Source organism: Bradyrhizobium sp. CCGB12 (assembly GCF_024199845.1).
In the GTDB taxonomy this organism is placed as follows: Bacteria; Pseudomonadota; Alphaproteobacteria; order Rhizobiales; family Xanthobacteraceae; genus Bradyrhizobium.
In genome coordinates, this window is sequence record NZ_JANADO010000001.1 from 817993 (window position 1) to 843404 (window position 25412).

22 protein-coding genes and 1 pseudogene are annotated in these 25412 nt (G+C 63.3%); 20 read left to right on the forward strand and 3 right to left on the reverse strand.

The genetic code is table 11. The annotated features are described in order from the left end of the window. Positions 1–23 precede the first annotated feature (23 nt). Genes NLM27_RS03785 through NLM27_RS03815 form a run of 7 tightly spaced genes read left to right on the forward strand, consistent with a single transcriptional unit; the run spans position 24 to position 7759 of the window. Entirely contained in the window at positions 24–1601 is a 1578-nt protein-coding gene (locus tag NLM27_RS03785; protein ID WP_254142071.1) for an ABC transporter substrate-binding protein, read from the forward strand. Between the two features lie 26 nt (positions 1602–1627). After that, positions 1628–2581, forward strand: a complete 954-nt coding sequence (locus NLM27_RS03790; RefSeq protein WP_254142072.1) for an ABC transporter permease — start codon at positions 1628–1630, stop codon at positions 2579–2581. Then, positions 2574–3461 (forward strand): ABC transporter permease, encoded by an 888-nt coding sequence (locus tag NLM27_RS03795; RefSeq protein ID WP_254142073.1) that lies wholly within the window; start codon positions 2574–2576, stop codon positions 3459–3461. Before NLM27_RS03790 ends, NLM27_RS03795 begins: the two co-directional genes overlap by 8 nt. A gap of 3 nt (positions 3462–3464) precedes the next feature. Continuing rightward, positions 3465–4904: an amidase gene (locus NLM27_RS03800; protein ID WP_254142074.1), complete on the forward strand. Its 1440-nt coding sequence runs from the start codon at positions 3465–3467 to the stop codon at positions 4902–4904. 25 nt (positions 4905–4929) lie between these two features. Further along, complete coding sequence (locus NLM27_RS03805; protein WP_254142075.1) at positions 4930–5739, forward strand: SDR family NAD(P)-dependent oxidoreductase; 810 nt, start codon at positions 4930–4932, stop codon at positions 5737–5739. Positions 5740–5748: 9 nt separating this feature from the next. Then, positions 5749–6744, forward strand: coding sequence for an ABC transporter ATP-binding protein (locus NLM27_RS03810; RefSeq protein WP_254142076.1), 996 nt, complete (start codon positions 5749–5751; stop codon positions 6742–6744). Further along, on the forward strand, positions 6737–7759 hold the full coding sequence (locus NLM27_RS03815; protein WP_254142077.1) for an ABC transporter ATP-binding protein: 1023 nt from the start codon (positions 6737–6739) through the stop codon (positions 7757–7759). Before NLM27_RS03810 ends, NLM27_RS03815 begins: the two co-directional genes overlap by 8 nt. Here the strand turns inward: NLM27_RS03815 and NLM27_RS03820 are convergent. Beyond that, positions 7726–7947: pseudogene (locus tag NLM27_RS03820) on the reverse strand (L-serine ammonia-lyase, iron-sulfur-dependent, subunit alpha); the annotation flags it as partial. The gene NLM27_RS03815 and the pseudogene NLM27_RS03820 overlap by 34 nt on opposite strands. Before the next feature lie 45 nt (positions 7948–7992). On the opposite strand from NLM27_RS03820, the gene otnK reads away from it, so the two are divergent. From otnK to NLM27_RS03880, 12 genes are all read left to right on the forward strand, one after another. Continuing rightward, entirely contained in the window at positions 7993–9375 is a 1383-nt protein-coding gene (gene otnK, locus NLM27_RS03825) for a 3-oxo-tetronate kinase (protein ID WP_254142078.1), read from the forward strand. Next, entirely contained in the window at positions 9372–10019 is a 648-nt protein-coding gene (locus NLM27_RS03830; RefSeq protein ID WP_254142079.1) for a class II aldolase/adducin family protein, read from the forward strand. Before otnK ends, NLM27_RS03830 begins: the two co-directional genes overlap by 4 nt. Positions 10020–10029: 10 nt before the next feature. Further along, entirely contained in the window at positions 10030–10818 is a 789-nt protein-coding gene (locus NLM27_RS03835) for a shikimate dehydrogenase (protein ID WP_254142080.1), read from the forward strand. A gap of 110 nt (positions 10819–10928) precedes the next feature. Beyond that, on the forward strand, positions 10929–12032 hold the full coding sequence (locus NLM27_RS03840; protein WP_254148743.1) for an ABC transporter ATP-binding protein: 1104 nt from the start codon (positions 10929–10931) through the stop codon (positions 12030–12032). After that, positions 12032–12907: an ABC transporter permease gene (locus NLM27_RS03845; RefSeq protein ID WP_254142081.1), complete on the forward strand. Its 876-nt coding sequence runs from the start codon at positions 12032–12034 to the stop codon at positions 12905–12907. Before NLM27_RS03840 ends, NLM27_RS03845 begins: the two co-directional genes overlap by 1 nt. Continuing rightward, positions 12904–13698: an ABC transporter permease gene (locus tag NLM27_RS03850; protein ID WP_254142082.1), complete on the forward strand. Its 795-nt coding sequence runs from the start codon at positions 12904–12906 to the stop codon at positions 13696–13698. Before NLM27_RS03845 ends, NLM27_RS03850 begins: the two co-directional genes overlap by 4 nt. A gap of 30 nt (positions 13699–13728) precedes the next feature. Continuing rightward, a complete protein-coding gene (locus NLM27_RS03855; RefSeq protein ID WP_254142083.1) occupies positions 13729–14790 on the forward strand; it encodes an extracellular solute-binding protein in 1062 nt (353 codons plus the stop codon). Between the two features lie 56 nt (positions 14791–14846). Beyond that, the gene (locus NLM27_RS03860) at positions 14847–15191 is read left to right on the forward strand and encodes a hypothetical protein (protein WP_254142084.1); all 345 of its coding nucleotides are present in this window, start codon (positions 14847–14849) and stop codon (positions 15189–15191) included. Then, positions 15188–17449 carry a LamG domain-containing protein gene (locus NLM27_RS03865; protein WP_254142085.1) on the forward strand — a complete coding sequence of 754 codons (2262 nt, stop codon included), beginning with the start codon at positions 15188–15190 and terminating at the stop codon, positions 17447–17449. The genes NLM27_RS03860 and NLM27_RS03865 overlap by 4 nt, the downstream gene beginning before the upstream one ends. 74 nt (positions 17450–17523) lie before the next feature. Continuing rightward, the gene (locus tag NLM27_RS03870) at positions 17524–19200 is read left to right on the forward strand and encodes a N,N-dimethylformamidase beta subunit family domain-containing protein (protein WP_254142086.1); all 1677 of its coding nucleotides are present in this window, start codon (positions 17524–17526) and stop codon (positions 19198–19200) included. A gap of 21 nt (positions 19201–19221) precedes the next feature. After that, positions 19222–20094: a transketolase gene (locus NLM27_RS03875; protein ID WP_254142087.1), complete on the forward strand. Its 873-nt coding sequence runs from the start codon at positions 19222–19224 to the stop codon at positions 20092–20094. After that, positions 20091–21089 (forward strand): transketolase family protein, encoded by a 999-nt coding sequence (locus NLM27_RS03880; protein WP_254142088.1) that lies wholly within the window; start codon positions 20091–20093, stop codon positions 21087–21089. Before NLM27_RS03875 ends, NLM27_RS03880 begins: the two co-directional genes overlap by 4 nt. Before the next feature lie 8 nt (positions 21090–21097). Here NLM27_RS03880 and NLM27_RS03885 read toward each other — a convergent pair whose 3' ends face one another. Beyond that, positions 21098–21820 carry a GntR family transcriptional regulator gene (locus NLM27_RS03885; protein ID WP_254142089.1) on the reverse strand — a complete coding sequence of 241 codons (723 nt, stop codon included), beginning with the start codon at positions 21818–21820 and terminating at the stop codon, positions 21098–21100. Positions 21821–22086: 266 nt separating this feature from the next. Here NLM27_RS03885 and NLM27_RS03890 point away from each other — a divergent pair, with 266 nt between their 5' ends. Continuing rightward, the gene (locus tag NLM27_RS03890; protein WP_254142090.1) at positions 22087–23346 is read left to right on the forward strand and encodes an aminotransferase class III-fold pyridoxal phosphate-dependent enzyme; all 1260 of its coding nucleotides are present in this window, start codon (positions 22087–22089) and stop codon (positions 23344–23346) included. Positions 23347–23387: 41 nt separating this feature from the next. On the opposite strand, the gene NLM27_RS03895 is transcribed toward NLM27_RS03890, so the two are convergent. After that, complete coding sequence (locus tag NLM27_RS03895; protein WP_254142091.1) at positions 23388–24767, reverse strand: L-serine ammonia-lyase; 1380 nt, start codon at positions 24765–24767, stop codon at positions 23388–23390. Positions 24768–25412: the final 645 nt, after the last annotated feature.

Here is a 25412-nt window from a genome sequence, read left to right on the forward strand (position 1 = left end):
CGATTAAATCGGTGGAGGGCGGCATGATGACTTACATCACGCGAAGGCGGTTCCTCGGCACTACGGGTGTGGGGCTGATCGGACTGGGCTATGCCGCGGGCCTTCCGGTCGCGGCAGGCGATGAGGCTCCGGCGCCGAAGCGCGGCGGCGTGCTGACCATTGGCCAGGACGAGAACCCGATCGGGCTCGATCCGCACAAGACGGCGGCGTTCTCGACCACCAACATCGCCGAGCACATGTTCAGCTGTCTGCTGAAATGGGATGCGACGGTCAGTCATGTCGAGCCCGATCTCGCCCTGGCCTGGGAGAATCCCGATCCGCTGACCTTCGTCTTCCATCTGCGCGACGGCGTGAAATTCCACAATGGCAATGTTCTGACCAGCGAGGACGTCAAGTTCACGTTCCAGCGCATGGTCGATCCTGCCACCCGTTCGCCCTGGCTGTCGATCTTCTCGGTGATCTCTGCGATCGAGGCGCCAGACTCGAAGACGGTGGTCTTCCGTCTCGCTCATCCATTCTCGCCATTCCTCAATTATCTGGCGAGCGTCAGATACACCGCGATCGTCAGCCGCGAGGATGTCCGGCAGCGCGGCGATCTCATCAAGGGCGGCGTTGGCACCGGACCGTTCATGCTGGACGAGTTCCGGCCGAACTCGCTGATCAGTCTGAAACGCAATCCCTATTATTACGAGCCCGGATTGCCCTATCTCGACGGTCTCGATTTCCGGATCATTCCCGACGAGGGCAGCCGCATGGCGGCGCTTCGCGCAGGGACCGTGCAACTGACCTGGATGAGCCGTCCCGACTCGGCCGCGCAAATGCAGGATGTCGCCGATATCGTCGCGCCGGAGCCGACGTCCTTTGCGCGGCTGATTCTGCTCGAATTCGATACCCGCAAGCCGCCGTTCAACGACGTCCGCGTTCGGCGCGCCTTCAGCCTGGCGCTGAATCGCGAGCTGATCGTCAAGGTGATCTGGCGCGGCAAGGCTGGGCTCGCGGCCGCGCTGCCACCGATGCAGGCGCCGTTCGCCGTTCCGAGTAGCGAGGTATCCGGCTTGCCTTATGCGAAGGAGGACGTCGCTGCGGCAAAGGCATTGATGGCGGAGGCCGGCTACGCAGGGGGCTTTGAGACGATCTTCGCAGTCTCGCCAGCGAACTACGGCGACGTTCAGATTGCCCAGATCGTCCAGCAGATGGTCGGGCGGATCGGCATCAGGATCAAGATCCTGCAGAAGGAATGGAGCCAGCTCGTCACCGACTTCCAATCGACGGAATCGCCGATCTCCATGGCCGGCCTGGTGTGGGGACCCGATCCCGACACTAACATCTCGATCCGGCTGGATTCGAAATCCACGGTCAATCCGGGCAAGACGGCCGATCCCGTGCTGGACGATCTGCTCGCCAAAGCGCGCCAGAGCTATGACATAGCCGAGCGCGTCAAGCTCTACCGTGAGGTCCAGCAGCGCGTCGCCGACATGGCCTATATCATCACGCCCTGTGCGGCGGCGATCAGATGGGAGATTTGGTCGAGCAAGCTGCAGGGCTATCAAGCGTTGCCGTCGTCGCAGCGCGTCGCTCTTCGGCAGGCCTGGCTGCGGTAGCGCGGGCGAGCGCGGAGGGAGATTCGATGCTCAAATATGCCGCAGGCCGCATTGTCTTCGCCGTGCCAGTGTTGGTCGGCGTCTCCTTGATGAGCTTTGCGATCATTCATCTGATTCCCGGCGATATCGTCAGCGTGCTCGCCGGGCCCACCGTTGCGCTGGATTCCGAAGCCGCCCAGAACATCCGCCATGCACTTCATCTCGACCAGCCGCTGCCGGTGCAATATGGGCTGTGGCTTTCGGCTGCGCTGCGCGGCGATTTCGGCAACTCGCTGGTGATGGGCCTGCCGGTCGGCCCGCAGATCGCCTCGCATCTGCCGGTGACGTTGCTGCTGACCGCGTTGTCGTTGCTGTTCGCGCTTCTGATCGGATTGCCGGGCGGCGTTGTCGCCGCGACGACGCGCGGACGCTGGCCCGATCTTGCCATTCGCGGCGTCGGGTTGCTCGGCCTTTCAACGCCGCCGTTCTTCGTTGGTGTTGCTGCGGTGCTGCTGCTGTCGATCTATTGGCCGTCGTTCAAGACGCTGGGTGCCGTCGACCTGCATCGAGACCCCTTCGGCAGCCTACAGACGTTGCTGCTGCCGGCCTTCGTGCTGTCGCTCGCGGCCGCGACCACGATTATGCGCTACACCCGCGCCGCCATGCTGGAGGTGCTGGCGGAGCCGTTCATAGCAACCGCACGCGCCAAGGGTGCCGGCCGCATGCGCGTGCTGATCCGACACGGCCTACGTAACGCGTTGCTGCCTGTTGTGACCGCGGTCGGTGTCACCGCCGCGCATCTGGTCGCCGGCGCCGTCGTGGTCGAGCAGGTGTTCGGCCTGCCCGGTATCGGGCAGTTGATGCTCAATGCGATCTATCATCGCGACTATACGCAGGTGCAGGCGACCGTGCTCGTCGTCACGACGCTGGTGGTGCTGATCAACATCGTGGTCGATCTCAGCTACTACTTGCTTGATCCCAGGATTCAGCAGCATGGTTGACGCGCTTCCGACCATGATCGACGTGCCGGAGCGGCCGCAGCTGCAGGCCGCACCGGTACGATTTTATCATCGCACGCGGCTGCGCTGGAACTTGCCGCTGGTCATTGGTGCGGCAATGGTGCTGCTATCGATCGCGCTTGCGCTCGCGGCGCCATGGCTCACTACTCATGATCCGCTCGAGATCGCCGATGCTTCGCTCTCGCCGCCGTCGCGCGAGTTTCTACTGGGGACGGACCAGCTCGGGCGCGATGTGCTGACGCGCATCCTCCACGCCGCGCGCAGCTCGCTCGCCGTCGCCTGCCTGAGCGCCGCGCTGGCCTTTGCCTCGGGCACGCTGATCGGTCTCGTCGCCGGATATTCATCGGGCCTGGTCGACGCCTGCCTGATGCGCCTGCTCGATATCCTGCAGGCCTTTCCCGCGTTGCTGCTGGCGATTGCGCTGGTGGCGGCACTTGGGCCGAACCTGCCAAATCTCGTCCTCACCATGGGCCTGCTGTTCATGCCGCGCTTTGCCCGCGTCGCACGCGCCTCGACGCTAACGGTGCGGGAGCGCGACTACATCACCGCGGCCATCGGGCTCGGGGTCTCCCGGGCGCGGACCATGGTCCGGCACGTGCTGCCCAACATCGCCGCGCCCTTGATCGTCGAGGCGTCGCTGACGGTGACGATTGCGATCCTGACTGAGGCCTCGCTGTCGTTTCTCGGACTCGGCGTGCAGCCGCCCGATCCGACCTGGGGCGGCATGATCGCCGAATCCACCTCGGTGATGGCACTGGCGCCTTGGCTCGCACTCAGCCCGGGCGTCGCCATGGTGTTCGTCGTCATCGGTTTCACGCTGATGGGCGACGGTCTGCGTGATGCGCTGGATCCGCGAGGCTAGATCATGCTGAACAAGACAAAGACCGACGCGACAGCCGATTTTCCCGCCGATATCCATTGGGCTTCGGCCTGGCAGCTCCGCGAGGCCATCGTCGCACGACGGCTTTCGGCCGTTGAAGTCGCAAAGCACTTCATCGCCCGGATCTCGCGCCTGGACCGGCGTACCCATTCCTTCGTCACGCTTGCGGTGGATGCCGCGCTTGAGCAGGCGCAGGCCATCGATCGCCGCATCCATCGCGGTGAGCCGGTCGGGCCGCTCGCCGGCGTGCCGGTCTCCATCAAGGATCAGTTCTGGACCAAGGGCATCCGCACTACCAGCGGCTCGCGGATCTATGCCAACCACGTGCCGGAGGAGGATTCGCTCCATGTCGCGCGTGTGAAGGCAGCTGGCGGCGTGATCATCGGCAAGACCGCCACACCTGAATTCGGGACGTTTTGGCGTACTGTCGGCCGCATCGCGCCCGAATGTCTCAACCCGTGGGATTCCCGATGCACCTCCGGGGGATCGAGCGGCGGGGCGGGGGCGAGTGTCGCAGCCGGCTTCGGCCCGCTCGCGCTCGGCAGCGATTCAGGTGGATCGATCCGGCTGCCCTCGGCGATGTGCGGGGTGCTCGGCGTGCTGCCGAGCAACGGCCGGGTCCCGAGCCACGGCTCGCTCGGATCCACGCTGTTCCTTTGCAGTGCAGGCCCGATCAGCCGTGACGTCCGGGATGCGGCCACACTGCTGCAGCTGCTGGCACAACCCTCGGCCGACGATCCGCTGTGCCGGCTGGATGAGCCGCCCGATTATCTCGCGCGGCTCGATGAGGGGATTGCGGGACTACGGCTCGGTTGGTGGGAAGATCAGAGCGTCGCAGACCAGGTTGACGCCGATGTTGTCGCTACGATCAGGAAAGCCGCCCTCGGCCTCAGCGACCTCGGCGGCAGCTTTGTCGACGAACCCGTGGTCCTCGACACGCAAGGCATAGACGAAGCCTGGCGGGTGCTCGACTTCGTCGACCGTTACGCTTCGCTCGGCGAGAGCCTCTATGCCGATGTCGCGGCGCGACGCAAACTGACTCAATATGCGCGGGAACGATTTGCCTGGGCCAAAGGCGTGAGCGGTGCCGACTACTCGCGCGCGGTGCGCCGGCGCGCCGGATTTGTCCGCTCGTTCCAGGCCGCGTTCCAGAATTGCGATCTCGTGCTCGCGCCGACGCTCGGCTTCACCGCGCCTGTCATCGAATCCGTTGGCCCCGCCCAGCGTATCCCGGCGCTGGTCGCCTATACGCTGGCCGTCAATCTCGCCGGCTTTACCTCTGCCACGGTCCCATGCGGCTTCGTCAATGGCATGCCGGTCGGCCTGCAGGTGATAGCGCCGCCCAATCAGGAATCGCTCGTACTGCGTGCCGCGCGCGCCATTGAGCAAGCTTGGCCGTGGAGCGGCCGCAAACCCGCAATGTGAAGACGTCAACCAGGAGAAAACCAACATGGAAAACTACGCAAAACTGTTCGACCTGACCGGCAAACGCGCGCTCGTCATCGGCGCAGCGAAAGGCATCGGCCAGGCCGGCTGTTTCGGCCTTGCGAGCCACGGCGCGCATGTGATCTGCGCTGACATCGACATTGCAAATGCCCGTGAGACGGCCGCAGCGATCAAGGCCGACGGATATTCCGCGGAAGCTCTGCATGTGGACATGTCGGACGCCAAGAGCATCACCGATGCGGCCGCCGCGGTCGGCGCGCCCGACGTGCTGGTGGTGACGCCCGCGGTCAATGTACGCAAGCGCGTGGTCGATCTCACTGACGAGGAATTCGATCGCGTGATCGCGCTCAATCTGAAGGGCACTTTCCGGGCATTCCGTACCTTCGCGCCGAAGATGGCCGACCGTGGCGGCGGCAGCATCGTCGCCTTCTCCAGCGTGCGCGCGATGGTGGTCGAGCCGGGGCAGGGCGTCTACGCCGCGACCAAAGCCGGCACGCTGCAGCTGGTCCGGGCGCTGGCGGCCGAGTTCGGCGAGCGCGGCGTGCGCGCCAACGTGATCGCGCCGGGCGTGGTTGAGACGCCGCTCACTACGCAGATCAAGCAGGACAAGGCCTGGTATAGCGCCTATGCCGAGAAATCGATGCTGCGTCGCTGGGCGCAGCCGTCCGAACTCGCCGGCGCCCTGGTATTCCTCGCCTCCAATGCGAGCTCCTATGTCACCGGTTCCTATCTGCTGGTCGACGGCGGTTGGACAGCGGCCGACGGCCGCTTCTCGCCGCCGCTGCCGAGCAGCGCCAACCTTGCGGCAAGCTGAGGCGTCGCCATGCCGCTGCTCCAGGTCGAGAATCTTCGGACCTATTTTCACACCCGGGTGGGCGTGATGAAGGCCGTCGATGGCGTCGACCTGGAGGTGGGCGAGGGGCGGACGCTCGGGATCGTCGGCGAATCCGGAAGCGGCAAGAGCGTCACCGCGCTCTCGATCATGCGCCTGATCGAGCGTCCGGGGCGCGTCGCCGAAGGCAGCCGCCTCCTGTTCGACGGCCGCGATCTTGCCGCGCTGTCGGAAGCGCAGATGCAGGCAGTTCGGGGCAACGCGATCTCGATGATTTTTCAGGAGCCGATGACCTCGCTCAATCCGGTCTACACCGTGGGCAATCAGATCGTCGAGGCGATCAGGCTGCATCGCCGGATCAGCGCGCAAGAAGCGCGCACGCGTGCCGCCGCGCTGCTGGAGTTGGTCGGCATTCCCTCACCTGAGCTGCGCTTCTCGGCCTATCCGCATCAGCTGTCGGGCGGGATGCGGCAGCGGGTGATGATCGCGATGGCGCTCGCCTGCGAACCGCGCTTGTTGATCGCGGACGAGCCGACCACCGCGCTCGACGTGACCATTCAGGCCCAGATCCTCGCGCTGCTGCGCGAGCTTCGTGAGCGGCTCGGCATGGCGATCGTCCTGATCACCCATGATCTCGGCGTGGTCGCTGAGATGTGCGACGACGTCGCCGTGATGTATGCCGGGCGGGTGGTCGAGCGTGGCCCCGTCCGTGCGATCTTCCGCAATCCGCAACATCCCTATACCGAGGCGCTGCTGCGCTCGATCCCGCGGCTCGGCATGACGCAGGCGGAGCCGCTTCACGTCATTCCGGGGAAGGTGCCGAGTGCGCTGCATCTGCCGCCGGGCTGTCGTTTTGCCGCGCGCTGCGACTACGCGATCGAGCACTGCCGCCGCCAGGAACCGGCCCTGGCTGCAGCGGGCGAGGGACGGACGGCTTGTTGGCTGCGCGGGTCGCAGCTTCCATCCGAGGAGGCCGTGCATGCCTGAGCCGCTGCTGCAAGCCCGAGACATCGAGAAGCATTTTCCGGTGCGCCATGGCCTGTTGCAGCGCGTCAGCGGACAGCTGCGTGCGGTCGATCGCGTCAGCCTCGGCATCTTTCCCGGCGAGACGTTGGGTGTGGTCGGGGAATCCGGCTGTGGCAAATCTACCCTCGGCCGCATGCTCGCTGGGCTGTTGCCGGTAACCTCGGGCGAGCTGTCGTTCGACGGCAAGGACGTGTCCTCGCAACGCGGCGCCGCGCTCAAGCAGCTGCGGCGCGACATGCAGTTCATCTTCCAGGATCCGACCAGCTCGCTCGATCCGCGGATGACGGTGCGTGACATCGTCGCCGAAGGGCTCGACGCGCAGGGCATCGCGACCGGCCGCGCCCGGGACATGCTGGTTGCCGACATCCTCGACCGGGTCGGGATGCAGCAGGACGCGCTACAGCGCTATCCGCACGAATTCTCGGGCGGCCAGCGCCAGCGCATCGGGATCGCCCGGGCGCTGGTGCTGCGGCCAAAGCTGGTGGTCGCCGACGAGCCGGTGTCGGCGCTCGACGTGTCCGTGCAGTCGCAGGTGCTGAACCTGCTCGTTGCGCTGAAGCGGGAGTTCAAACTAACTTATGTCTTCGTTGCGCATAATCTTGCCGTGGTCAGCTACATCAGCGACCGCATCGCGGTGATGTATCTCGGCAAGATTGTCGAAATCGGCGAGGCCGCCAGCCTCTATCACGATCCGCGTCACCCCTACACGAAGGCGTTGCTATCGGCGATGCCGCAGCCGGATCCCGACAGTAAGCCGGAGCGGATTGTTTTGCGCGGTGATGTGCCGTCTCCGATCGATCCGCCATCGGGATGCCGGTTCCGGACGCGCTGCCCGATCGCGCAGGAACTCTGCGCGACGAGCGAGCCTGCACTTGAATCCAAGTTGAGCGAAGCTCGCGATCACCTCGTCGCCTGCCACTTCGCCTCTTCAGAATCCGGCCGCGCCATAGCGGCCGCTGATCCGACTTCACTCTGACAATCGGCCTCGGCCCCAGAGATCGAGGCGTTGTGCTTGATCAGCCCGCCGATAGCCGTAAGCAGGAAATCGGCAATCTTGTCGGGCTCCGCCCCAATGCAGCGATCCAAATAAGAATCTCAACACCGCGGGTACCACGCGGCGGCCCCGTTAATCGGCGAAGTCAGCTTGCCTCCGGCTGCTTCCTCGATCTCGGCCGTCGCCTAGACACTCAGTCGCCCTGCGAAGCGATCTTGGCAGGCTCGCCCGCTTCCAAAGAACTCGCCTTGCAATATTTGATATATCATGTATCAAGATTAGAAGCGGTTCCGGAGAGGCCTTTCGGGCGAATGACAAAGCCGATCTTTGGGGTGATAGCGGACGATCTGACCGGCGGCATGGAAACGGCCGCCATGCTGATTGCTGCCGGCATCGATTGCGGCTTTGTGACTGAGCCCGATCTTGTTGCCAGCCTCGGCGATCCTCCCGCCATTGTCGTTGCACAGAAGACGCGCGTCATTCCCGCAGACCGAGCCGTCGCCAAGACCGAGAGGGCGGCGCGGGCGCTGCTTGCGCGAGGCGCGAGGCAGATTTTCTTCAAGTATTGCGCGACGTTCGATTCGACCGACCGGGGCAATATCGGTCCGGTGTCGGACCTGCTGATGCAACTCTCAGGTGCGGAATACACCGCATTTTGTCCGGCTTCTCCTGCCCTCCGCCGGACCGTCTATAACGGCCATCTGTTTCTCGGCACCGAGTTGATCTCGGAATCGCCCAAACGCAACGATCCGCTGACGCCAATGACCGATCCGGATCTGGTCCGGGTTCTGCAGCGGCAGACCCAAAACAAGGTTGGTCTTTTGGCTCACCCCCTCTTGGGCGCGGGGCTCGATCCCCTGAAACGCGCGATAGCAGAGGAGACTGCGCGAGGTGTCCGCTACTTCATTGCGGACACTATTTACGAGCGCGACCTCGCGACGCTTGCCGCGCTCACCAGCGATTGGAAGCTGATGACCGGCAATGCGACAATCGTCCAGCACTATCCGGAGATATGGAAGGCGCGGGGGCTCATCCCGACGGCGAAGACATCACCAAGTCTGCCTGCGGTCGGCGGAGCCGGTGTCGTTCTCGCCGGGAGTTGTGCCGAGCGGACATTGGAGCAGCTCGCCGAGTTCGAGAAATGCCATCCCGTACTCCGCATCGATCTTCTCAAGGCGGATGGCGTCGAGTCGGCGGTTGCTGCCGCGCTCGACTGGGCACGGCCGCGGCTGGAAAACGGTCCGGTCGGCATCGCGACGTCGGAGTCTCACGACGCCGTCAATTTGGCTCAGCAGCGATATGGCCGCGAAGGCGCGGCGCAACTCGCTGAAGGCATCCTTGGTCGACTAGCCGTCTCGCTTCGCAGCGCCGGCGTGCGGCGTTTCGTCGTAGCCGGCGGTGAGACGTCTGGCTCGATCGTCGATCACCTTGGCATTCGGCGCTTGCGGGTCGGTCCCTATGGCGGGCCGGGTATCGGCACGGCCGTGACTGACGAAGACGATCCGGTCGCTCTTTGTCTGAAGTCGGGCAAGCTGGGTCCGGTCGACCTGTTCGCGACAACACTTCAATCAATGCTGCATCCGGAGGGCATCAATTGAACGAAGGTGAGCTCAGGCAATCCGTGCTGGATGTGGTTGCCCGTCTGGAAGTCAAGGGTTTCAATCACGGCAGCAGCGGAAATGTCAGCTGCCGCATGGGCGAAGACATTCTCATCACACCGACCGGCGGCAATAGCGGCAATACGACGCCCGACCGTCTGGTCCGTTTGAGACGCGATGGAACGGTCGTCGGAGACGGCCTGCCGTCCAGCGAATGGCACATGCATCTGGCCATTCTGAACGCCTATCCGCACGTGAACGCGATCGTGCACACCCACGCTGACTGCTGTGTCGCCCTGTCCTGTCTTGCAAAACCAATTCCGGCTTTCCACTACATGGTCGCCAGTTTTGGTGGAAACGATGTGCCCTGTGCGCCCTATGCGACCTTCGGCACCCGAGCCCTCGCTGACGGCGCCGTCGCTGCGCTGGAACAGCGCAAGGCATGCCTGTTGGCGAACCACGGCATGATTGCCGCAGGCAAAGGGCTGCAGGCAGCCTTCGACCTCACGGTGAAGCTCGAAACCCTTGCGCGGCAATATCTGCTGGCCTGCCAGGCCGGCGCGCCTGCAATCCTTCCCGACGATGAGATGGTGCGGGTGCTCGAACGCTATGGCAGCTACGGCCGCGCTGCCTTGCCGGCCTGAGGAGACAATCATGGAGATCACCGGCAAATCCAAGATCATGTTCGTGTTGGCCGACCCGATCGACCATGTTCGGGCGAGTGCGGTGATCAACGCTTATTTTCAGTCGATCGGCGATGACGTCGCGGTGTCGCCGCTCCATATCTTGCCCGGCGATCTCGGAGCGGTCGTCGCGAGCGTTAGGTTGATGCGCAACGTCTTTGGTTTCGGCGTAACGATTCCGCACAAGACGCAGGTGATCGAGCATCTGGATGAGATCACGCCCACGGCGCGGATGATTGGTGCCGTCAATTTCGTCAAGCGAACGGCCGAAGGCCGGCTCATCGGTGACAACCTCGATGCGAGAGGATTCATCTCGAGCCTCGCCCAACACGAGATCGCGGTGCGTGGCCGGAAGGTGCTCCAGGTCGGGGCGGGTGGAGCGGGGCGCGCGACCGCCTTCGGCTTGGCGGAGGCCGGCGCGCGCGAGCTTACGATCATGAACCGTGACGAGGAGAAAGCTCGCGCACTCGCGGCGGCCGTGGCCGAGCACTATCCAGCCACGAAAGTCAGCGCCAATCATGCAGAGGCACGGTCATTCGATCTGATCGTCAACACGACGTCGCTCGGCATGAAAGCGGATGATCCGCTGCCCCTGGATATCGACAGTATCGGTCCGGGCGCTGTGGTCAGCGACATCATTGTGAATCCGGCCGTCACACGACTTCTCGCCAAGGCTGCCGGGCAGGGCGCGAGGACTATCGGCGGAAAGCCCATGCTCGATGCGCAAATGGCCCTTGTCGCACGGTTCATTGCACGCTAGCCTGATATATCAAATATTATATCGAGGAAGTTCCAGGCAGATACGAGGGTTGGCGCGAGACCGCGGCCCTTCTCGACGATAACGGAAGAAGGAGATAGGTCTCCGTGAATATTGCATCGGCCAGACAAGCGGTATCAGGCGCATCGATCCGCATCAGTCGCCTGGAGAAGCGCTTCGGCGCGGTGTCTGCCGTCGATGGCGTCGATATTGATATCGCGGCCGGTGAGTTCATCGCCCTGCTCGGGCCGAGCGGCTCCGGGAAGACCACGATCTTGATGAGCGTTGCCGGATTCGAATTCCCGACCAGCGGGAGCATTCACGTCGATTCCGAAGATCTGACCTACGTTCCTTCGAACAAGCGCAATCTGGGAATGGTCTTCCAGAACTATACGCTGTTCCCCCACATGTCGATTCTCGACAACGTCGCCTTTCCCCTGAAGATGCGTGGCCTTGAGAGGGCTGAGCGCCATGCGCGTGCGGAAGCCGCGCTCGAAACGGTGCGCCTTGCCGGCTATGGCACGCGTCGTCCGAACGAGCTTTCCGGTGGTCAGCAGCAGCGCGTCGCTTTGGCCCGAGCGATCGTCTATCGCCCGCGCGTCCTGCTAATGGACGAGCCGCTCAGCGCGCTCGACAAGAATCTGCGCGAGGACATGCAGCTCGAAATCAAGCGGTTGCATGCCGAGCTTGGCATCACAGTCATCTTCGTGACTCATGATCAGAGCGAAGCGCTGACCATGGCGGACCGGATCGCCGTTCTGAAGGATGGCAGGATCCAGCAGATCGGGCCCGCGCGCGAGCTCTATGAGCGTCCTGCCAATCTCTTCACCGCGGGCTTTATCGGCGAGATGAATTTCGTCGACGTTACCGTCGAACGCGCGAGCGACACCGTCGCGGTGAGGCTGCCGTGGGGCGAGACATGGAGCCTTCCGGCGAATGCTGCCGTCGAGCCGGTGAGGGCGGGCGAGTCGGCAGTTCTGGCGGTGAGGCCGGAGCGCCTGCAATTTGGTGCCGGCACCGCGCCCGTCATCAAGGTCACGCTCAGCGATATCGTCTATGCCGGATCGGCGCTGCTCCTGATCGGGCGCCTTGCCGATGGCACAGAGATGCGTGCACGCATCGCCGGTGCCTCCGATGTCGGTCACCTGGCCCCGGGTGATATCGCGTCCTTCTCCGTGCCCATGGAGGCGCTTCTGCTCTATCGAGGGCGTGAGTGATGAAGCCGGTGCGATCGGATTTTTGGCATTCCGACGGCCGCCGGCTGAGTGGTCTTTCGACGCTGTTTCTGCTCGCGCCGTTCTTCGCCGTCATCGCCTTCGTCTTCATCTATCCGATCGTGCAGCTCCTGGTGATCAGCGTCACCGAGCCGCATCCGACCCTCGACAATTACGCCCGCGTCGTCGGCAACCCGGTTTACGCACGCGTCTTGGCCCGCACGCTCTGGACCGCGACGCTGGTGACGGTTCTGTCGGTGATCCTCGGATTTCCGGTGGCCTACTATATGAGCCGGTCAAAGGGCGCGGTCGCCGGCTTCGTCGCGGTGTGTGTCATCCTGCCGCTCTGGTCCAGTGTGCTTGTCCGCACGGCAGCCTGGTCCATTCTGTTCCAGCGCAACGGGTTGATCAACTCGGCGCTGATGGGGCTCGGCCTGACTTCGCAGCCCTTCAAGCTGCTCTATACCCAGAGCGCGGTGGTCATCGCCATGACCCACGTGCTGCTGCCGTTCATGATATTGCCGATCTACGGTGCCTTGCGCAGCATTCCGAACGATTACACGCGTGCCGCCGCCGTGCTGGGCGCAACGCGCTGGCGCACCTTCCTCGAAGTCATCCTGCCGCTCAGCCTGCCGGGCGTCGTCAGTGGCTCACTTCTGGTGTTTCTCACGGCGCTTGGCTTCTTCATCACGCCGGCGCTCCTGGGCTCGCCGCAGGAGATGATGGTCTCGACGCTGGTTTCGCAGCAGATCCGTGAGGTGCTCGACTGGCCTTTCGCGGCGGCCCTCGTGGGCGTGCTCACCCTGTTCGTGACATTGCTGGCCGTTATCTTCAGCAAGACCCTGCGTTTTGACCGGTTGATGGGGGCAGCGTCGTGAAGCCGCCCGCCGACAAGGGATCGCTCGCGCTCGGCGCATGCGTTTATGCCGTGCTGGCCTTCATCATCGTGCCGCTGGTCATCGTCATTCCGATGTCGTTTGGGCAAAACGATTATCTGGCGTTTCCGCCGTCCGGCTTCACCCTGAAATGGTACGCCGAATATTTCGACAGCCGGCAGTGGCGCGCGGCGACCTTGCTCAGCCTGCAGGTGGCCTTCCTGACCGCCATCTGCGCCTCGGTGATCGGTACCGCGGCGACCTATGCCATGGTGCGCGGCCGTAGTCGGCTCGTGACCCTGTTCCAGGTTCTGCTGATCGGGCCGATCATCGTGCCGCATATCGCGATCGCGGTCGGTCTTTATCTCTTCTTCCAGACCATCGGACTCTCCGGCACCATCCCCGGTTTCGTGCTGGCACATACCGTGCTGACGCTACCCTTCGTCGTCTTCACGATGGCTGCCGCATTGGGAAGGGTGGATGCCAATCTCGAGGCCGCGGCCATGAGCTGTGGCGCGACGCGCTTTGCCGCCTTCCGCCACGTCACCCTGCCGCTGATCCTGCCGAGCCTGGCGAGCGGTGCGCTGTTTGCCTTCATCATCTCGTTTGATGAGCCGGTCGTGTCGTTCTTTCTGTCGGGCGTGCGCCAGAAGACCTTGCCGCGCCGGATGTTCGAGGACATCGAGCAGAACCTGACGCCGATCATTCCCGCGATCGCCACGTTGCTGATCGTTCTGTCCATCGCGATTCTACTTGGGGCTCATGCCCTCAGATCCCGCAGCAAGACCCAGTAGTCCGGGCGAGCACAACAGAGGAGTACGTCGATGTCGAAGAGCATGTGGACGGCCGCCGCTTGCGCAATGACCGTTGTCTTTTCCGCAACGTTGCCAGTCGCCGCCCAGAAGCTCGAGGACCAGGTGGTGATTGCCACGACCGGCGGCCTGATGGGCAACACGCTCGCCAAGCATTTCTACGAGCCCTTCAACAAGGCAAAGAACGTGGAAGTCGTTCCCGTTGCGATCGAGGTTCCCGATCAGTGGGCGCGCGCCAAGGCGATGCAGCGAACCGGCAAGATCGAGTTCGACATCGTCACCGCAACGGGGCCCGACCTCGTCGGGCGCGCCGACATGCTGGAGAAGATCGATTGTGCCAAGCTGCCGAACGTCCAGAAGTTCGGCGTCTCCGACGCATGCCAGCCTTATGGCGTCGCGCGCACGACCGGTGGCATGCTGATCACCTACAACACGGAGGCCTTCAAGGAGAAGGCGCCGAAGAATTGGGCCGACTTCTGGGACGTGAAACAGTTTCCGGGACCGCGCGGCCTGCCGGATACTGGCGATAGCGACTGGTGGGTCCCGGCGGCGGCGCTGCTTGCCGATGGCGTCAAGGCGGACCAGCTTTTCCCGCTGGATCTCAACCGCGCCTACAAGAAGCTTGATCAGATCAGGCCAAATGTCTCCGTCTGGTGGAAGACCGGCGACCAGGTGCAACAGATCATGCGCAGCCGCGAGGTGGTTATGGCAATGAGTTACTCCGGGCGCGCGTTGGCCGTCGTGAAAGAGGGCGTGCCGGCGGCCTTGTCCTGGGATCAGGCGATCCGGGACACCGGCTACATGGCCATCCTGAAAGGCGCTCCCGACGTCAACGCGGCCATGGCCTATCTCGACTTCTTCTATGCAAGCTCGGAGGCGCATGTGCCGTTCATGCGCGCCGTCAACTATGCGACCGCCAGCAAGTCGGCCATCGAATTGATGAAGCCGGAAGAACGCAATCTCTATGCGACTTCAGCGGAAAACTACGAAAAACTCGTGAAGCCGGACTTCGCCTGGATCGGCGAGCATCGCAACGAGCTGCGTGAGCGCTGGATGGCCTGGCTGACTCGCTAATCCGATGCAGCGGCGCAACCGGCGGCCGCATCGCCCGCATGAGACAGGAACGGACCATGGATCAGACCAGTGACCCCAACGCGTTGCGCTACGTCATCGACTCCAAAAGGCTCGACCTCGTGGAGGAGTTCCGTGCAAGCCCGCTGGGGGTTCACAGTCCGGAGTTGCGCAAGCTGCTGGCGCGAATGCGATGGGGCCGGCCGGAAGGCCGGTTGGTCCTCATCGTGCTCGAGCCGGGAAAGGCGTGGCGGCTGTCGCGGATCCCCAGGCGTCGCGGGGATCCGATGCCTTTTGTCGACGATTGCGTCTTCACCTCGCTCGCCGAGGCCGAATGGCATGTTTTCAAGCTGCGCTGGCTGGAGATGACCGGCGTAGCCCTACCGGCGGAGATGCTGGGGTGATCTACAAGACCAACGAGTATCTCGGCTATCCCGATCGCATCAGCGTGCCGGCGGGAGAGCAGGTGAAGTTCCAGCTCAGCAGCAAGCGGCGGAAGGTGAAAGTCGAGGTGCTGCGGCTGCGCTGCGGCGACGTCGACGCCAACGGTCCTGGTTTCAAGTACGAGATCATGGCAAGCAACATCGACGGCGAGCATGCTTGCCTCGATCAACCCATCCGGCCCGGCTCCAACGCCGTCATCAAGCATGATGGCGTGCTGGTGCCCACCGGTGCGCACTGGTCCTTCGGCGCCTACGTCTATCCCACGCGTATTGCCGACAATCCCAGGGCCGTGATGGGGAATTGGTGCCAGGGTTCGGGACGGGGTTATGCGCTCGAGCTCGACGAGGATGGGCGTCCGGTACTGGTCCTCGGCCGAGCAGAGGGTGGGCCGGTTCGTTTCGTCCTCGACGTCAGGCTGCGTGAACGCGTCTGGGCTTTCATATCGTGCGCGCTCGATTTCGGGGCAGCGTCGGCCACGGTTTCGTTGATCGTTCCGGCAGATGGCGTTCGCCCGGCGGCGGCCCACTCGCAATCCTTTGCACTACCGCGGAGCCTTGATGTCGATTCCGGACTGCCTTTCCTGATTGCGGCCCATCATTTGAACGGCGATCGGCAATATGCCGCTCATTTCGACGGCAAGATCGAGGCTCCGCGAATCTTTTCGCAGCAACTCGACGCGGAAGAGTTGCGTGTATTCGAGTGTGGTCCGCGGACGGGCGTGACCGAGGCCGGGCTCGTCGCGTTCTGGGATTTTTCCGATGGAATCTCGACGCTATTAATCAAGGACATCTCGCCGAACTGCCTGCATGGCCGCTTGCACCAATTGCCTCGCAGAGGCGTCACCAGCTTTCACTGGTCCGGCGCCGTACACGACTTCCGGCTTTCGCCGCGCGAATATGCCGCCATCCATTTCCACAGTGACGACATCTATGATTGTCAGTGGCAGACCACCTGCGCGCTCGATGTGCCCGTTGCTTGGCGATCGGGCGTCTATGCGCTGCGGCTGACGCCGACGAGCGGTGACCCCGACGGGCAGTACGAGAGCTATGTCACCTTCTTCGTGACACCGGGCAGGCAGACCAAGCGCGCCGATCTTGTAGTGGTAGCGTCGATTGGGACCTATCTTGCCTATGCCAACAGTGCGCTACGGCTCTATCAGGTTCATTTCGAGACGCTCATGGAGCACGTGCTGTGGCTGCCGCTGGACGATGTCTTCATGCAGGAGAACCCCGAGATCGGTCAGTCAACCTATGATAGCCATGTCGACGGATCGGGCCGCGCCTACAGCTCCTGGCTGCGTCCCATACTCAACATGCGGCCGCGCGGCTACTGGTTCAACCTGATCAACGATACCCACATTCTCGACTGGCTCGAGGAGAAAGGCATCGCCTACGACCTGATCACGGATGTCGAGCTTGACCGGGAGGGCGCGCGGGCGCTTGCGCCTTACCGGGCGATGATGACGCCGACCCATCCGGAATATTTCAGCTTCAACATGATGAACGCGATCATGGCGTATCAGAACGCCGGCGGGCGGCACATCTCCATGGGCGGCAATGCGTTCTACTGGCGCTGCGGCTTTCATCCGGCAGCACCGGCCGCGCTCGAAGTGCGTCGCGGCATGGCAGGGACACGGACCTGGGAGTCCGAACCGGGCGAGGTGCATCTTGCCGGCACCGGCGAGCCAGGCTCGCTGTGGCGGCACTCGGGTTTTGCGCCGCAGAAGCTCGTCGGCGTCGGGTTTTCCGCCATGATCAACGACACCTGCGGCTATTACCTGCGCACCGCCGAAAGCGAGGACGGGCGCGTCGCCTTCATCTTCGAGGGCACGGGCCGCCACGAGAAGTTCGGCGATTTCGGCTTTCGCTACAACGGCGCGGTCGGCAGCGAGATCGACCGGTATGATCTCGAACTGGGAACGCCGCGGCACGCGTTGCGGATAGCGACCTCGGAAGGACTGGGAGCCGGCGCGCTGCCGACGCCGGAAGAGTTTCGAACTGTAGTCGATGGACTGGACGGCACACAGAACGCGCTTGTGCGCGCCGACATGGTGTTCTTCGAGACCGCCAATGGCGGTGCCGTCTTCGCGACGGGATCGATCACCTATGGCATGTCGCTGAGCCACAACAATTACGACAACAACATCAGCACGATCACGTTGAACGTCGTCAATCGGTTCCTCGATCCAAGGCCTTTCGTCATATCTGCCGGCGCCTAGCTGGCTGGCGACTTCGGCTTATCAGGTAATATCGCCATCCCAGTTGGGGATGGCACTTCGAACAAGAGGCTGTCATGTCAGACAAGCGCGAGTTTCAATCGCCGGAAATGGGATCCGTCAACGTCGCTCCCCGCAAGACGCGTCCGATGCATGCGGACGAGCACTGGGGCAGCCAGCCATGGTACGAGGCGCCGCGCGGCGATCCTGCCATACCTGAAGTCTACACCTACACCGACGCGATGTCGTACGATCCCGGCGACGAGGTCGTCTTCCATTCGACGGCAACGGCCAAGGCCTGGCGGCTGCAAATTTATCGCGACGGTCTCGAGCCGGAAATGGTGCGCGAGGTCGCAGCAGTTGATGGGGTATTCGCGCCGACGCCGGACAATGCTTATTGCAGCGGCTGCAACTGGCCTGTCTCGCACCGCTGGAAGCTGCCGCCCGACCTCCGTTCGGGCTTCTATCGCGTGGTGTCCTCCTGCGAACGGCCGAACGGCGCCCGCTTCGTCCAGCACCATTTCTTTGTCGTGCGGCCGACCGAGAAGACGCGGCGGGCCAGGATCCTGATGATCCTGCCGACCGGCACCTGGACCGCCTACAACGATTTCGGTGGGGCCAATCATTATTTCGGCGTCGAAGGTCCGAACCGCGATGAACCGTCGCCGGTGCTATCGCTGCAGCGGCCGTGGACGCGCGGCATGGTCTGGCTGCCCGCAGGCGCGCCGCGCATCTGCGCTGATCCCGCGCCCGAGATGGGCGATGCACCGCGCTATCCGATGAAGGAGTGGGCCTTCGCCAATGGCTTTGGCCAGTACTACGCCGCCGCGGGCTGGGCTCAGTACGACCGCCATTTCGTGCTCTGGGCGGAGAGCGAGGGCTATGAGCTCGACATGATCACTCAGACTGACCTGCACTATCGGCCGGAGCTGCTCGACGCCTACCCTTGCGTGACCATCATCGGCCATGACGAATACTGGACCTGGGAAATGCGCGAGGCGATCGAGCGTTATGTCGAGGCTGGTGGCCGCCTCGCGCGCTTCGGCGCCAACTTCCTTTGGCAGATCAGGCTCGAGGACGATGGTCAGCGTCAGGTCTGCCACAAGTTCAAGGCCATCCACAGGGATCCGGTCGTCGGTACCGACAAGGCACGTCGTATGACGTCGGCCTGGGAAGACCGCAATGTCCGCTGGCCCGGCTCGTCGACCGTCGGGGTGAACGGCGTGCACGGCCTCTACGCGTCTTGGGGCGGCTTCGCGCCGAACGGCCAAAAAGGCTTCACGGTGTATCGCCCCGAACATTGGGCCTTTGCCGGCACCGGGCTGCATTATGCCGACATCTTCGGCGACAAGCAGCGCATCTTCGCCTACGAGGTCGACGGGCTCGACTATACGTTCCGTCACGGCCTTCCGTTTCCCGTTCCCGTCGAAGGCCAGCCCGGGTCCATCCAGATTCTCGCCATGGCACCGGCGGTGCTGGCGGAGGACGAGTTCCCGGGCGAGGGCTTCCGATACTACGTGCGCAGCAGCGACCATGAAGGCCTGGTGGAGTGCGTCACTGGCGAGGTCACGCCGGAAGGACTTGCCCGCTACAAATATGGCTCCGGCATGATGGTACACATGTCCCGCGGCAAGGGCGAGGTGTTGACGGCTGCCACTTGCGAATGGGTGATGGGACTCAAGCGCGGTGATCCCTTCACGCAGCGCATCACCCGCAACATCCTCGATCGCTTTACCTCAGAGACGCGCGGCTGAAGTCGCCGCAAAGGAGAAGACATGTTCGATCGAGCCACCGGCGACCGACAGCCCGCGTCGCGAACGACCGAAGTCGAGGAGCTTGCGCGCATTGCCAGGAGCCTTCGGCGTGACGTCATCAATCTGGTCGCACCCACGGGCCAGGGTTATGTGCAGCAAGGATTGGGGGCAGCCGACCTGTTCGCGGTCCTGTATTTCTCCGAGCTGCGTCTCGATCCGTTGGACCCCGAATGGCCGGATCGCGACCGATTCCTGTTGTCCACGGCGCACAATACGGCCATCTTCTATGCCACGCTTGCGGCACGCGGTCTGGTCGCCTGTGAGGCAGTCCATTCTTATTGTGGCGACGGATCGCCGTTCGAAATCAATGCATCGGAGCGCGTCGGGACCGTCATAGAAGCGACGCTCGGCTCGCTGGGGCAGGGGCTGTCTGTCGGGATCGGCATGGCGCTCGCCGCGCGCCGCCGGCACTCCCAGGCTCGGACCTATGTGCTGCTGGGCGACGGTGAATTGCAGGAAGGCCAGCTCTGGGAGGCGGCCCTGTTCGCGGGAAGCGCGCGTCTTTCCAATCTCTGCCTGATCGTCGACGACAACCGGATGCAGGTCGAAGGACATATCGATCAGGTCGTCACGGTGGCGCCGATCGACGCGAAGTTCGCTGCGTTCGGCTGGGCTGTCGAGACCGTCGATGGGCACGACATCTCCGCGCTGCTGGCCAGCCTCGAGCGTGCGCGCGGCGAGGAACGCCCGACATGTCTGGTGGCCCGCACGCTTGCCGGCAAGGGTGTGCCGTCGCTCGAGGGGCTGCTCGCTCACAATCTGAAACTGCCGCCCACCGTGGCGTCGAGGGCGCTGACCGAGCTTTCGCAATCTGCCAGGGAGGGATCAAGATGATCGCCGAGAACGATCGGGACTCGCTCGAAGTTCTGGATTTCACGGCGCGCAACGCCAGCGCCGCGCCCGCGGTCAAGCACTATGGGGAAGCCCTCGTCGCGGCCGCACAGCGTGATCCGCGTATCGTCTGCCTGACGGCTGACCTGACGCTGCCGACAGAGACCGACCTGTTCCGGGACACTCTCCCCGACCGGTTTCATCAGATCGGCATTGCCGAAGCCAACATGATAGGGATCGCCGGCGGCCTCGCACGGTCCGGCGAAATTCCCTTTGTCCATAGCTTCTGCGTATTTGCCACCCGCCGCTGCTACGACCAGATTGCCATGCAGGTCGCCTATCCGCGTGCGAACGTGAAGATCGTGGGCGTCATCCCGGGCCTCACGACGTTGCTCGGGGTCTCACACCAGGCGATCGACGATCTCGCGCTGATGCGCGCCTTGCCAAACATGACCGTGATCGAGCCCTGCGGTCCAGGCGACGTACGCGCGGCCGTAGCCGCGGTGGCTGCACATGAAGGGCCGGTCTATCTGCGGCTCAAGCGTGCCGATGGCGCGGATGAATCGGCTTCAGCGAAGTCGGACTTTCAGATCGGAAGAATGCAGGTGCTCCGTCGCGGCGCAGATGGCGTGCTGGTGGCCTGCGGCATGATGGTGGCGATTGCGCTACGCGCCGCTGAGACGCTTGCGTGCGAAGGCTTGTCGTTGACGGTGGTCGACATGCCGACAGTGAAGCCGCTTGATCCGGATCTGGCCGAGCTGGCACGCTCTGCACCTTTGGTGATCGTGGCCGAAAACCACTCCATTATCGGCGGATTGGGTAGTGCGGTGGCCGAGCTGTTGCTCGAAGAAGGTGTTCATACAGGATTTCGCCGCATCGGTGTCGGCGACTCCTTCGCCGAGGGCGGCTCGACCGGCTATTTGTTCGAGAAATACGGTCTGTCGAAGCGCGCGATCATCGATGCGGTCGAGGATCTGCGCCAAAGGCGGCGTCCTTGAGGTGCTGCTCAGTCTTCGTCCGGTGGGATATTGGAGGTGCCGCCGTGCTTCTCCAAAAGCCGAACGAGATTCTGGCCGCCTTCCATCATGTCTGCCTGGATTGCTTCGCGAACCTTGTCCGGCCGTCGCTGCCGAAGATATTTGAGCACCGATAGATGCTGATGCTCGTTCGAATAGGTCGGTGGCGCGTGGGGGTAGAGAAAATTCAGCAATGGGCCGTTGCGCATCCAGATGTCGTCGAGGATGGCGAGAACCTCCGGAAGTCCCGATCCATCATAGAGACTGCGGTGGAATTGCCAGTTGACACGAACCGCATCGGGCCATCTGTGCTCCTTTTCGGCACTGATTAGCTCGTGATGGATCGCCTCCATCCTGTCAATGCCGGCCTCGGAAATGCGCGTCGTCGCGTGCTCCGCGGCGAGGCCCTCGAGAAACAGCCTGACGGTTCGGAGCTCGATATATTGCTGGGCTGTCATGTGGGCTACCATGATCGAGCGCCCGGCCTGCATCTCCAGTGCGCGCCCGCGCACGAGCTGCATCAAGGCTTCCCGAATGGGCGTCTCCGACACATTCATGGTCGCGGCAAGTTCGCGGATCTTGAAACGGTGACCAGGCGAGAACCGGCCTTCCATCAGCGCCTGGCGCAGGTTGTTGTAGACAAGACTCGTCAAGCTGTCGCGGGCGACCGGTCCTACCCCGCGATCACTCAGTCTCAGGTCAACATCAGCCATCTTAGGTCCTCAAACCGGTCTTGGCCTGCCTGCCGATCCGGCCCAGCCCGAGTCCATTTTATATATAATATAGGCCGGGCTGGTTGTGCACCATGGCGAAAACCTCCGCGCGTGAGCCACTGGTCTCTTATTCACTTTTGGATGCAACCGGGTCTCGAAACATTGCGCGAGCGTGCCGCCGGCGCGCGGCCGACGCGACAAAACCTCTTGGCTTGCGACACTCGTTCAGATATATGATATATCAATATTGATCAGAAGAGGCCGATATGCCGGGATTGAATAGGAGACAGGATGCTGCGCTGCGCGCTCGCGCTGAAAAGGTCGTTCCGAGCGGGATGTGGGGGCATCTTCATGCCGCCAAGTTGCCGGACGCCTACCCACAATTCTTTCGCCGCGGCGAGGGCGGAGTGCTCTGGGATGTCGACGGCAACCGGTATGTCGACTTTATGTGCAGTTGGGGGCCCAACCTGCTCGGTCACCATCATCCCGAAGTAGACGAGGCCGCCGAGCGCCAACGGCGCGACGGCGACTGTCTCAACGGCCCCGCCGAAGTGATGGTCGAGCTGGCCGAGCTGGTCGTGGACATGGTTGGGCACGCCGACTGGACGCAGTTCCAGAAGAACGGCACCGACGCGACAACAACTTGCGTCACCATCGCGCGGGCGGCGACGGGGAAGCGAAAGATAGTGGTTGCGAAGGGCGCCTATCATGGCGCCGTGCCGTGGTGCTCACCCTCGCTTCTCGGCGTGACTGCGGAAGATCGCGCCCATCTGTCGTATTTCAAGTTCAACGACGTCGAGAGCCTTGAGGAAGCGGTGAAGGCAGCAGGCGGTGATCTTGCTGGCATCCTGATCTCTGCTTTCCGCCATGACATGGGCTTTGACCAGGAGCTCCCCTCTCCGGCGTTCGCCCAGGCTGCAAGGCGTCTGTGCACTGACAAGGGCGCCGTGCTGATCATCGATGAAGTCCGCGCCGGGTTTCGTCTCGATACAGCCGGAAGTTGGGAAGCGCTGGGCGTCCGTCCCGACATGTCGGCCTGGAGCAAAGCTATGGCAAACGGCTACGCTCTTGCAGCCATCACCGGGGCCGACTGGCTACGTCGCGCGGCGTCCCAGGTTTTCGTGACGGGTTCGTTCTGGGCGGGTGCGGTCTCGATGGCAGCTGCCGTCGCGACATTGAAGATCGTACGCCGGGACGACATTCCAAGCCGCCTGGCCTATCTCGGACGATTATTGCGTGATGGTCTGGAAACCCGTTCTCGCCAATTCGGCCAGTCCATTCGCCAGTCGGGCCCCGCGCAAATGCCAACGGTGCTATTCGACGACGATCCAGATTTTCGGAAGGGCTTTGCTTTCTGCAACGCCATGCTCGAGCGCGGAGTGTACTTCCATCCCAAGCACAACATGTTTCTCTGCGCCGCCCATACCGAGGCCGACATCGCCGCGGCGCTCGATGCAGCCGAGCACAGCTTTTCAGTTGTGGCGGCACTTGGCACGGGGAGCGAGGGGCGGATGGGTCGATCTTGAACACCCGCCATGAGGCCATGCATCAAGACGTATAGTGAAGTTCAGCACTCGGGCAAGTTGACCGCCAATCCGCCCAGGCTCGTTTCCTTGAACTTCGCGTTCATGGCCTCGCCCGTCTGCCGCATTGCCTCGATGCAGTTGTCCAGCGGCATGAAATGAGATCCGTCGCCGCGCAGCGCTAGCGAGGCCGCCGCGACCGCCTTGATGGCGCCGATGCCGTTGCGCTCGATGCACGGGACCTGGACCAGCCCCGCTGCGGGATCACAAGTCATGCCGAGGTGGTGTTCGAGGGCGATCTCCGCGGCATTTTCAATTTGCTCGGGCGATCCGCCCAGCACCGCACAGAATCCGGCCGCGGCCATCGCGGCCGCCGCCCCAACCTCGCCTTGACAACCAGCCTCGGCTCCAGAGATCGAGGCGTTGTGCTTGATCAACCCGCCGATCGCCGCAGCCGTAAGCAGGAAATCGGCAATCTTGTCGGGCTCCGCCCCGATGCAGTGATCCAAATAATATTTCAGTACCGCGGGCACGACGCCGGCGGCCCCATTAGTCGGCGAGGTTACTACTCTGCCGCCGGCCGCGTTTTCCTCGTTCACGGCCATCGCGTAGACACTCAGCCAGTCGGCTGCCGCGTGGGGCTGAGAGCGATTGGCCCGCCGTTCAGCCATCAATTGCTGATGAATCCGCGCGGCCCTGCGACGCACGTGGAGGCCCCCGGGCAACTCGCCTTCCTGACTCAGCCCCCGTTCGATGCACCCGTTCATGACCGACCAGAGACGGACGAGGCCGCGTTCGACTTCTTCAGGTGTACGGAGGTGGGTCTCATTCGCGCGCTTCATGTCCGCTATGGATAACCCACTCTCGCGCGCCATGCGCAGCATCGCGCTCGCGTTCGCAAATGGATAGGGCCACGGTACCGCGTCAGCGGCAGCCGGCGATGCTTCGCGCTCCCGCGCCGTCACCACGAAACCGCCGCCGATGGAATAATAGGTCTCGTCCAACATCACCGCCCCGGTGGAATCGCGGGCGGACAGAACTAGCCCGTTGGCATGACCGGGCAATGGTGGCCCGTAGTCGAAGACGATGTCGAGGGCAGGGTCGAACTTGAGCGGCGGCAGCCCATTGGGGCGCAGGAGACGACCGCGTCGGAGATCGTCGAGCTGGCGTTCGGCCGCGTCGAAATCGAATTCGGCGGGCGTCCAGCCGAGCAGGCCCAGCGCCACGGCGCGATCCGTGGCGTGGCCTTTCCCCGTGAATGCGAGCGATCCATGCAAGGTCGCTCCGACGGCGGCCGATTGGCGACCAGACGGATTCTGCCGCAAGAGATTGAGGAAATGTCCGGCGGCCGTCATGGGCCCCATCGTATGCGACGACGAGGGGCCGATGCCGATCTTGAAGACGTCGAATACGCTCAGAAACATCACGCGCCTCTGGTCGAACCGGCTTTCTGCACGACAGGCTGTGCGGTAGCAGCCCAACCCTTAGACGGCAATCGCCATTCCATCGCGCTGCGGATCGGCCCCTCCCGCGCAAACACCATTGACGATGCCGATCACGTGAAGAGCGGCGAAAGGAAAGGTCTGGGCCGAACGTCTGACATCATAGCCTGCGGCGGCGAGCTGACCACTGACGTTGCGGCGCTTCCCTCCTTACGCGAGAAACGCCCGCAGCTCTTCGAGAAAGAGCTCCGTGCCGGCTCGCCCTCCAGCATGATGTGGTTACGGCCTTCGAGCGGTACGAAGCGGGCGCCCGGAATGCCGGCCGCCAGCTGCCGCCCCGCCTCGAACGGTGCGGCAATGCATGACGAGGGTCGGCACCTTGACCTGCGGCAGCAGCGAACCGATATCGACTTCGCCGTTCGCCAGAAAATTACGCGCGGCGTCGGCCGGGGTCTCCGCTGAAGTAGTCGTCAAGCGACGCTTCAGCAGGGCAGGGGATGCTTCTCGGCTTCAGGCCACGCTCTGATTCAATCTCGCGTCGGCGAAACAACGTCCCACGACGTCAATCGGCGGCTTGCAACGGGTGTCGTTAGGCAATGCTCGCACAATTGGTAGCCTGTCACGCTT

Coding starts and splice junctions, on each gene's coding strand:
- NLM27_RS03790 (WP_254142072.1), top strand. CDS start 1,628: ATGCTCAAATATGCCGCAGGCCGCATTGTCTTCGCCGTGCCAGTGTTG.
- NLM27_RS03895 (WP_254142091.1), bottom strand. CDS start 24,767: ATGTTTCTGAGCGTATTCGACGTCTTCAAGATCGGCATCGGCCCCTCG.
- NLM27_RS03845 (WP_254142081.1), top strand. CDS start 12,032: ATGAAGCCGGTGCGATCGGATTTTTGGCATTCCGACGGCCGCCGGCTG.
- NLM27_RS03785 (WP_254142071.1), top strand. CDS start 24: ATGATGACTTACATCACGCGAAGGCGGTTCCTCGGCACTACGGGTGTG.
- NLM27_RS03795 (WP_254142073.1), top strand. CDS start 2,574: ATGGTTGACGCGCTTCCGACCATGATCGACGTGCCGGAGCGGCCGCAG.
- NLM27_RS03875 (WP_254142087.1), top strand. CDS start 19,222: ATGTTCGATCGAGCCACCGGCGACCGACAGCCCGCGTCGCGAACGACC.
- NLM27_RS03815 (WP_254142077.1), top strand. CDS start 6,737: ATGCCTGAGCCGCTGCTGCAAGCCCGAGACATCGAGAAGCATTTTCCG.
- NLM27_RS03870 (WP_254142086.1), top strand. CDS start 17,524: ATGTCAGACAAGCGCGAGTTTCAATCGCCGGAAATGGGATCCGTCAAC.
- NLM27_RS03860 (WP_254142084.1), top strand. CDS start 14,847: ATGGATCAGACCAGTGACCCCAACGCGTTGCGCTACGTCATCGACTCC.
- NLM27_RS03805 (WP_254142075.1), top strand. CDS start 4,930: ATGGAAAACTACGCAAAACTGTTCGACCTGACCGGCAAACGCGCGCTC.
- NLM27_RS03885 (WP_254142089.1), bottom strand. CDS start 21,820: ATGGCTGATGTTGACCTGAGACTGAGTGATCGCGGGGTAGGACCGGTC.
- NLM27_RS03810 (WP_254142076.1), top strand. CDS start 5,749: ATGCCGCTGCTCCAGGTCGAGAATCTTCGGACCTATTTTCACACCCGG.
- NLM27_RS03835 (WP_254142080.1), top strand. CDS start 10,030: ATGGAGATCACCGGCAAATCCAAGATCATGTTCGTGTTGGCCGACCCG.
- NLM27_RS03800 (WP_254142074.1), top strand. CDS start 3,465: ATGCTGAACAAGACAAAGACCGACGCGACAGCCGATTTTCCCGCCGAT.
- NLM27_RS03890 (WP_254142090.1), top strand. CDS start 22,087: ATGCCGGGATTGAATAGGAGACAGGATGCTGCGCTGCGCGCTCGCGCT.
- NLM27_RS03855 (WP_254142083.1), top strand. CDS start 13,729: ATGTCGAAGAGCATGTGGACGGCCGCCGCTTGCGCAATGACCGTTGTC.
- NLM27_RS03880 (WP_254142088.1), top strand. CDS start 20,091: ATGATCGCCGAGAACGATCGGGACTCGCTCGAAGTTCTGGATTTCACG.